Source organism: Stenomitos frigidus ULC18 (assembly GCF_003003795.1).
GTDB classification, from domain to species: domain Bacteria; phylum Cyanobacteriota; class Cyanobacteriia; order Leptolyngbyales; family Leptolyngbyaceae; genus Stenomitos; species Stenomitos frigidus_A.
On record NZ_PVWK01000077.1, the window covers coordinates 19,263 to 27,867 of the forward strand.

Consider the following 8,605-nt stretch of genomic DNA (forward strand, 5'->3'; position numbering starts at 1 on the left):
GTTGCAGCACGATCGTCCAAGCATTAGAAACCGGGTTTCTGCGTCAGCCTGTTAAACCTCTAGCCCTGGCAGCGTGACTCTGAAGGTGGTGCCTAAGTTGACGCTACTTTCCACGTTTAGTTCACCATTATGCTGATCGACCGCTTGCTTGACAAGGGTTAACCCCAACCCTGCACCAGGGATATAGGCCGTATCTTCTTGTCGATAGAACGGCTCAAACAGTCTGGCTTGGTTCTCTGGAGGAATATAGGTGCCTTCATTGTGGATACTGATGCAGGCGCGATCGCGCTCACACTGCAACGTCACGCACACTGGGGTACCCACTGGCGAGTAGGTAATCGCGTTGGAGAGTAGGCGATCAAACATTTGCTCTAGCAGTGCTTCATCGCCATAGACTGCATCACAGGCTCCGTTACTGCTGAGTGTGATGAGATGGCGATCGTGATCACGAGATTGTTGTGCTTGAATACGCTCTGCACAAAGGGTGGCTAAATTGAGCGGTGCAGGATTAAAGGAGACGAGATCCGCTTCAGCATCGGCATACAGCAGCACATCATTGATGAGGGTATTCATGCGCCAAATTGCCTGTCGCATGCGATCGAAATAGCTTTGTTGCTTGTCATCAGCACCAGCTGCCTTGCTGTAGTGCATCAGCAGTTCTAGCGCTGTCAAAATGACCGTCATGGGGGTGCGAAATTCATGCGACACCACCTGAATAAAGTTAGAGCGCAGATTATCCAACGCCGTTTGGCTCACCAATGCTTTCTGATCAGCCATTGCCTGCTTCAGTTCTGTGATATCTCGCACCAACCAGCGCCAGCCCGTCAGCGCGCCCTGGGCAGTCCGCATGGCTGACGCCGTGATGACAGCCGGAAACGTTTCACCCTGACGTGCTTTGAAACAAAAATCCCAATTGCGTTGCTGTGGCGTTGTCTGTAAGCTACTGAAGTAGGTGCGGAACGCCCGTCGATCGGCATCAGCCACCAGGATCGCCAGGGGCTTGTGAAGCAAAAACTCTTGCCGCATCCCAAATAAACTGGTTGCCGCCTGGTTCACCTCTTGAATCACACCGTTGGCATCGGTCACAAGATAGCCATCCGGCGCAAAGTCAAAGAGTTCTTGATAGCGCTGTCGCTTGCTCTCTAGCGTCTGACGAGTGATCAACACTTCCTCGTACTGCTGCTCGACTTCTTCTAACACAACAGCAAGTTCTTCCAACACCGTCGAGAGTAGCTCCGGTTGGTTAAGGAACGTTTCGGCATTGTGAGACAGAATTTCGACACGGTGCTGGGCGTTGTGTAGCTTCGTTCCCATTCCTTCGATGTCGTTCATGCTGCTACTTCCTCCATGATGAGAATCACACCCTGACGGACTTGCTCGGCACCAATCAGCGGATTGCAAGTCACATGGCAGCGAAACGATCGCCCCCGACGGTTCACTGCATCGATGCTTGACTCTAACTGATCAGCTCCGGCAATGCACCTGCGGATCGTTTCGCTTAGTTGGTCAACGGGCAACCCAATCTCCAGGCTAAAAAACGACTGGCCTGCCACTTCGTCACTGCTTAGCCCCCATAGGTTCTCGGTTTGTTTATTCCAGCTCAGAACGTTGAACTGGTTATCCATCACGACCACACCGGCTCGAATACTCGCAAGAATGGATTGTAGAAACGCATTTGCCTGGTTTGCCTCGTTGGTTCGCTGGTGCAGTTCGTCGTTGATGGCTTGTAGTTCGGAGTTAGTGGACTGGAGTTCTTCGTTGGTCGTTTCTAGCTCTTCGTTAGTGGATTGCAGTTCTTCGTTGGTCGTTTCCAACTCTTCATTGCTGGACTGGAGTTCTTCGTTCGCCGTTTCGAGCTCCTGGCTCGATCGCTGAAGTTCAGTTTGCAGGGCGTGATATTGGGTGACATCCGTAAAGCTGATGCTCATGCCCAGTCGATCGCCGTCTTCTTGTAGCGGCGTGAAGCGCACGTCCAGGTATTGCACGGCACCATCGGGCAGGTAGCGAGCCACATCGTTCACCGTGAGCGATCGACCATCGCCATACGCGTGCTCGATGCGAGACCGTAGCTCTAAGGGGCGATAGGAGAGTTCGAGATTTTGCAGTGGGCTACCCAGATCGTTGTCGTGCAGCCCAAAGAGCGATCGGGCAAGGGCATTTGCTAGCACCAATTTGCCGTCCTTATCCATAACAATTTGTGCCACTGACAGGGTGTTGAAGACCAGTTCTCGAAGCCTTGTATAGACAGACAACTGACCGATCACCGTGTCTTCTACCGTTTGAGTCGAGCCAGAGAAGGGATCGCGTGGCCTCAGCTTGGGTACCTTGGCGAAGATGCGATGTGAGAGGTTAAGTGGCGTAAAGAGGTCGGTATGGGTCAGCAGCATTTCTGCCTTACCCAAAAAGAGCACCCCTGTATCGCGGAGCGCAAAGTGCAACCGCGACAGGATACGGGTTTGTGCCTCTGCATTAAAATACATCAGCGTGTTGCGGCAGACCAGCAAATCCAGGCGCGAAATGGGCGCATCTTGCACCAGGTCATGGCGACCCAAAATCACCACACGGCGTAAATCGGCTCGAAAGGTGTAGCGATCGCCAACCAACTCAAAGTAACGTTCCTGAAACCCGGTTGGCAGTGGCTCTAAATCGCGCTGGCTGTAGGTGGCATGACGAGCCTGGGCCAGTGCCTCTTCATCGACATCGGTGGCGTAGATCTTGACGCGCTGCCGAAACTCGCTGGCTCCCAGTAATTCGGTCAAAATCATGGCCACCGTGTAGGCTTCTTCGCCCGATGCACAGCCCACACTCCAGATGCGAATGGGCGCATTGGCTGGTTTGGCCTGCAATAGCGAGGGCAGCACCTGCTCTTGCAAATAGCTCCAGGCAGCCGTATCCCGAAAGAAACTGGTGACGTTGATTAAAACCGTGTTGAAAAGACTGACAAATTCCTCTGGGTGTACTTCCAGATAATCAATGTAGTCTTCGTAGCACGCAACGCCTCTGAGGTGCATTTGCTTTTGCACGCGCCGCTGAAAGCTAGACCGCTTGTAGCCCGAAAAGTCGAACCCCCGCGATCGCTTCAAATAGTCCAGGAGCGCTTCAAACGCTTTATCGTCATCACTTGGATTCAAGTTTTTAGGGGCTCAATGAGGATAGGTGAATCATTGAAGTCAGTTCGGTAAGGTCATTGGAGGGCAGATCTACTCCTAGCTCCGTGTTTACTCCTAGCGTAGTGTTATTTAACGATCCCATCCCTCCAGCGCATATCAAACAACCATTCGACATGTGTTGTGTTATCTCTACACATTTACTTAGAGTCTCTTAGTCGAGCCCCAATCTGAGCCTCGACTAAGAGACTCTAAAGAAATAATGTCATGGACTGTAGCGGTCAGCCATCAGCGGCTAGCCATCAGAGAAAAGCTGATAGCTGATAGCTGATAGCTGATAGCTGATAGCTAATCCAAAAGTGTGCAGTTATTTTTTAACAAGTCCTAAGACTTAGACTCAACCAAAGCAATCAGCTTCGTTGCAATGTCAGTCAGCAGCAGCACAAAATCCACCATACCCGTCTGGATTGCTGCCTCAGGCATCCCAAAGTATTCTGCGGTGGCTTTGTCTTGGGCGATCACTAGACCGCCCTGCTGCTTGATGGCTTGAATACCCATCGCGCCGTCTTTCCCCGTGCCTGTGAGCACAACCGCGATCGCGCGTTTTCCATAACTAGCGGCCACTGACTCAAACAGGCGATCGGCAGAGGGGCGGACAAAATTCGTCCGTGCCGATTGCGTCAGGGCAAGAGTGCCATCGAGTTTCACTAAGGCGTGATAGTTGGGCGGCGCAATGTAAATGACACCAGGACGAAGACGATCGCCTGCGTGCGCCTGCTGCACGGGCAACACCGTGCGCCGATTGAGAATTTCCACCATCAGCGATCGATGGTTGGGGTCAAGATGCTGCACCACCATAGTTGCGGCTGGAAAATCAATCGGTAAGCCAGAAAGCACCTCACTCAGCGCCCTCAGACCTCCGGCTGAAGCTGCTACTGCCACAAGGTCAAAGGCAGCGTTCGCGAACGGTCTGGGACGGGTGTTAGTTCCATCAGCTGGGGCGTTCACATGTGGTTACTCCACGCGTTGCAGGGGAGTGAGCTTGGGATCAACAATCTTCTGACCCATGCCGGAAAACTTTATGGCGAGGCAGATTTTATTTCCAGCACCAAAAATGTGGGTCACCTGACCGCTCCCAAAGGCTTTGTGGACAACGAGATCGCCCACTGTCCAATCATCTTCATGGGTGTCAGGTAGAGAGGCCGTCTCTGTGCTACTGCCGTTTCCCTGGCTTCCTGATTTCGTCCAACGGGTTGGGATCGCCGTTGCCACATTGCTTTGCAGCAACTCTCTTGGCAGCTCTGCTAAGAAGAGTGACGGACTGGCGGGTTCCCGATTACCATACAGCCTGCGCTCACGAGCATAGGAGACGAACAGCCGCTCCTGGGCGCGGGTGATGCCGACATAGCAAAGACGACGTTCTTCTTCCAAAGCAGCCGGGTCTTCGAGCGATCGAAAGTTGGGAAACAAGCCTTGCTCCAGTCCCACCAGAAAGACCACCGGAAACTCCAGTCCTTTCGAGGAGTGCAGGGTCATCAGCGAGACGCGTGTGACTTCTTCTTCAAGATTATCCAGGTCAGACGACAGAGACGCACTGGCAAGAAACCCGATCAGGCTAGGATCGTCGGTGTTTTGCTCTTCAAACTGCAACACCGCATTGTAGAGTTCGCCGACGTTTTGTACGCGTTCTTCGGCTTCGTCGGTGCCCTGCGTTTTCAAGTCCTGCACATAGCCCGAATCTTCCATAATGCCCTGGACAATCTGGTTGGCAGGCAACGTGTCTAGTTGCGATCGCCATTTCTGAATCATCTGTACAAAGCTCAGCACGCCCTTTGACGAGCGCCCTGCCAGGGTTTTCACCGAGGTCTCATCGACCAGAATCTCCCACAGCGGCATATCGAGTTCCTGGCAGGCTTTGACGAGCGAGTCGATCGTTGCCTTGCCAATGCCCCGTCGAGGCGTGTTAATCACCCGCAGCAGGCTCACGGTGTCGGCAGGATTGGCGATCGCTCGCATATAGCCCAGCACATCTTTGATTTCCTTGCGATCGTAGAACCGTAGTCCGCCCACAATTTTGTACGGCACGTCATGACGCACCAGCACTTCTTCAAACGCACGGGATTGCGCATTCGTGCGGTAGAGAATCGCAAACTTACCCCAGTGCAATTCTGGGTGCTTTGACTCCATCGTGCGAATCTGCTGCACTACAAACTCGGCTTCGACGTTCTCATCGTCAGCACGATAGCAAAAAATGGGTTCGCCGCTGCCCCGCGTGGGCTTCAGCACTTTGTCGATGCGCTCGGTGTTGTTGTCGATCAGGTGATTGGCAACAGCGAGAATGTTTTCGGTCGAGCGATAGTTTTCCTCTAGCTTGACCATCGTACGCGTGTCGTCATCGGGCAGGCGATCGCCAAAATCCTTCTGAAAGCCCATCAGGATGGTGAAATCGGCGGCTCTAAACGAATAGATCGATTGATCGGCATCACCCACCACGAAGACCGATCGGTACTCCCAGTTGTCAAAGGTCTGCGTACTGTCGCTATTGGTGACCAGCAGGCGAATAAAGTCGTACTGGGTACGGTTGGTATCCTGATATTCGTCTACGAGAATGTGACGAAAGCGGCTGTGCCAGTAGGCTCGCACCTGTTCATTCTGACGAAAGAGCTTAACGGGCATCAAGATGAGGTCATCAAAGTCCAGCGCATTATTCGCCACCAGCGCATCCTGATACATGCTGTAGACGTTGGCGATGACGCGCCCACGATAATTCTGCTGCTCCCGTTCGAGATCCTGTGGCGACCAGCTCTGGTTTTTGGCATTGCTGATGGCGAAACGAACCGATCGCGGATCGAACTTTTTGTCGTCCAGGTTCAGCTTGTTCGTCACAATGTCCTTCACCAGACTTTGGGCATCGGACTCGTCAAAAATGGAGAAATTGCGCTTCCAACTGCGACCGTTGTCGTCCTGATACTTTTCGATGTCAAGACGTAAAATCCTTGCACAGAGCGCATGAAAGGTGCCAATCCACAGCTCTTTCGTAATGGTTTTATAGACCTTCGCTTTGAGCTTCGTTTGTTCGTAAGGCGGCAGTGAATCCAGCGGCTTGCCAAACTGGCTCTGCGCCTCGCGATCGGCAAACAGCCGTTCAATCCGCTCCTTCATCTCTCTGGCGGCCTTGTTTGTAAAGGTGACTGCCAGAATATTTTCAGGATCAACGCGATGGGTCAGCACTAAGTTGGCAATGCGGTAGGTTAACGCACGCGTTTTGCCAGAGCCTGCCCCCGCAACAACTAGCAGAGGCCCGCAGTAATGCTCGACTGCCTGCCGCTGTGAAGGATTTAGATGAGCCAGAAAATCTATCGTTTGTGTCATGAAAGCAGTAGGGCGATCGGCAATTTGAAGGTACATTGCTCCTCTAAAGGGTATCGCATCTCGCTCGCATCCCGTTGAAGAGATTGGGGTAAGGGGTGAGGAGTGAGGGGTGAGGGGTGAGAAAGTTTTGAGTTGATTGAGCGTTCAGCCTTTAGCCTTTAGCCTTTAGCCTTCAGCAGTCAGCGGTCAACAGTCAGCAGTCAGCGGTCAGCAGTCAGCAGTCAGCAGTCAGAATCAACTTGCCTCTCACCCTTCACTCTTTTATCTCCCCACGCCCCTTTCTCTCAAATGTCTTGAAAAACGCATGGAAGCTAGTGAAGAGGAAAGCTATCATCAACAAATAACTTTCTGCCCGCGTTCAATTCGGTATTGCCTTAAGGCATTCTGTGATTTTGCTTACCTCTTCCTACTTGTTGATGGCTTCCGACATGGGTCCGCTTTTGGGAGATGTTCGGGTCGATCTGGCAGCCCTGGTGCTGATGCTGCTGCTATCCGCGTTTTTCTCTGGCTCAGAGACAACGATCACAGCCCTGGACAATTTGAAGCTGAAGGCGTTGATCAAAGAACAAGGCGATCCCAGCCGCACGTTTACGCTGGTGCTCAACAATCGGCGACGGTTTATTACCACCCTTTTGGTCGGTAATACGCTGGTTAACAACTTTTCGGCGATTTTGACGAGTAACCTCTTTAGCCTGTGGTTTGGCAATCAATCGATCGGGGTAGCCACGTTTGTTGTCACGTTTTTGACCTTGACCTTCGGCGAAATTGTGCCGAAGTCGCTGGCAATCAATAACGTCATGCCGATTTTCACGCTGGTCGTGCAGCCAATCTACTGGCTGTCGAGGGTGCTGGCACTCCTGGGTGTCATTCAACTCTTTGAAAAGATTACCCAGTCTGCCATTCGCACCTTTCAAAGTGGTGTGGTGCAGCAGGGTGAATCGCTACAAGATTTGGAATTAATGATTGAGATCCTGGGCGGCAAGGGACAACTGGATCTGGATCAGCATCAGATGTTGAACAAGGCGTTGATGCTCGACCGCCTGAGCGTGAGAGAAGTCGTCAAGCCTCGGATTGCTATGCGTACCATTTCACGTGAAGCAACCTTGCAAGACCTGGTAGCGCTCTGCTTGGAAACGGGCTATTCGCGCATTCCCGTGCAGGAAGAGTCAAAAGATGAGATTGTCGGCATTGTGAATCTCAAACGAGCATTACAGCAACTCAATCAGCTACGTCAGGAAGACCAAACCAATGGCTCAGTCACGCTGGCAATGGCTCCACCGTTTTATGTGCCCGATACAAAGCGCGTCGCTGACATGCTGAAAGAAATGCTGCAAAAACGCCTGCACATCGCGATCGTGGTGGATGAATATGGCGGCACTGTCGGTCTGGTGACGCTAGAAGACATTTTGGAAGAACTAGTCGGCGAAATCTACGATGAAAGTGACTTCCCCCATCGTGCCAATCTAACTCGCAGTACTCCCGCGCTCCAGCGAGAACGCACCGGGCGGCTCTCTTTGTAAGGCCATAACGGTGAGACGGCTAGTATTTCGAAGAGAATTTTAACAATTGCGCAGACGTCTGCTAATATAGTCAACTGTGCTCAAAGTTCACTTTGCGGGCGGTTAGCTCAACGGTAGAGCGCCTGCCTTACAAGCAGGATGTTACAAGTTCGAATCTTGTACTGCCCATCCAACTGTCAGGTAACACGCTATTTGTCGTCGTTAACAGAATCGTGTCGTTATTAACAATTTCGTGTCACCATAACGATTCTTTGTCGTCGAGTCCAAGAAATCCGACCGTTAACAGATTCTTGTCGTTATGCGCCGTTGTAAGGCAGGCGCTCCTTTCAATCCACCTTAGCTAGAATTTTAACGTACTAATTCCGTACCAGTGGAAATTCTTGGTATGGATTGTTTGTCGTTGCTAAGTGCAGGGAGGAATTCACCTCATCTCCAACGCTTTTTCCCAAGAAGAAGCAGGAACTCTTGTCCCCTCTCCCAAAGAGCTAGAGCTAGGGCGAGGGCAAATTTAGCACTTCATTCCCAGATCTAAGTAGCTGAGGGTTACAAAGCTCAGGTATGTAACGGTTCATGAATGAGCCAATTTCGAGGGAAACCGAAATCGTT

5 protein-coding genes and 1 tRNA gene are annotated in these 8,605 nt (G+C 51.9%); 2 read left to right on the forward strand and 4 right to left on the reverse strand.

All coding sequences use genetic code 11. From position 1 onward, the window contains the following. Window positions 1–51: 51 nt before the first annotated feature. The 4 genes from C7B82_RS13000 to pcrA form a co-directional block, all read right to left on the reverse strand. Window positions 52–1,332: a PAS domain-containing sensor histidine kinase gene (locus C7B82_RS13000; RefSeq protein WP_106256717.1), complete on the reverse strand. Its 1,281-nt coding sequence runs from the start codon at window positions 1,330–1,332 to the stop codon at window positions 52–54. Beyond that, window positions 1,329–3,131, reverse strand: a complete 1,803-nt coding sequence (locus tag C7B82_RS13005) for a CheR family methyltransferase (protein ID WP_106256718.1) — start codon at window positions 3,129–3,131, stop codon at window positions 1,329–1,331. Before C7B82_RS13005 ends, C7B82_RS13000 begins: the two co-directional genes overlap by 4 nt. A 360-nt stretch (window positions 3,132–3,491) precedes the next feature. Next, the gene (locus tag C7B82_RS13010; RefSeq protein WP_106256719.1) at window positions 3,492–4,115 is read right to left on the reverse strand and encodes a chemotaxis protein CheB; all 624 of its coding nucleotides are present in this window, start codon (window positions 4,113–4,115) and stop codon (window positions 3,492–3,494) included. A 6-nt stretch (window positions 4,116–4,121) separates the two neighbouring features. After that, entirely contained in the window at window positions 4,122–6,515 is a 2,394-nt protein-coding gene (gene pcrA, locus C7B82_RS13015; RefSeq protein ID WP_245939869.1) for a DNA helicase PcrA, read from the reverse strand. 380 nt (window positions 6,516–6,895) lie between these two features. On the opposite strand from pcrA, the gene C7B82_RS13020 reads away from it, so the two are divergent. Both C7B82_RS13020 and C7B82_RS13025 read left to right on the forward strand, forming a co-directional pair. Continuing rightward, window positions 6,896–7,999, forward strand: a complete 1,104-nt coding sequence (locus tag C7B82_RS13020; RefSeq protein WP_106256721.1) for a hemolysin family protein — start codon at window positions 6,896–6,898, stop codon at window positions 7,997–7,999. Between the two features lie 96 nt (window positions 8,000–8,095). After that, window positions 8,096–8,167, forward strand: a tRNA-Val gene (locus tag C7B82_RS13025). Window positions 8,168–8,605 lie beyond the last annotated feature (438 nt).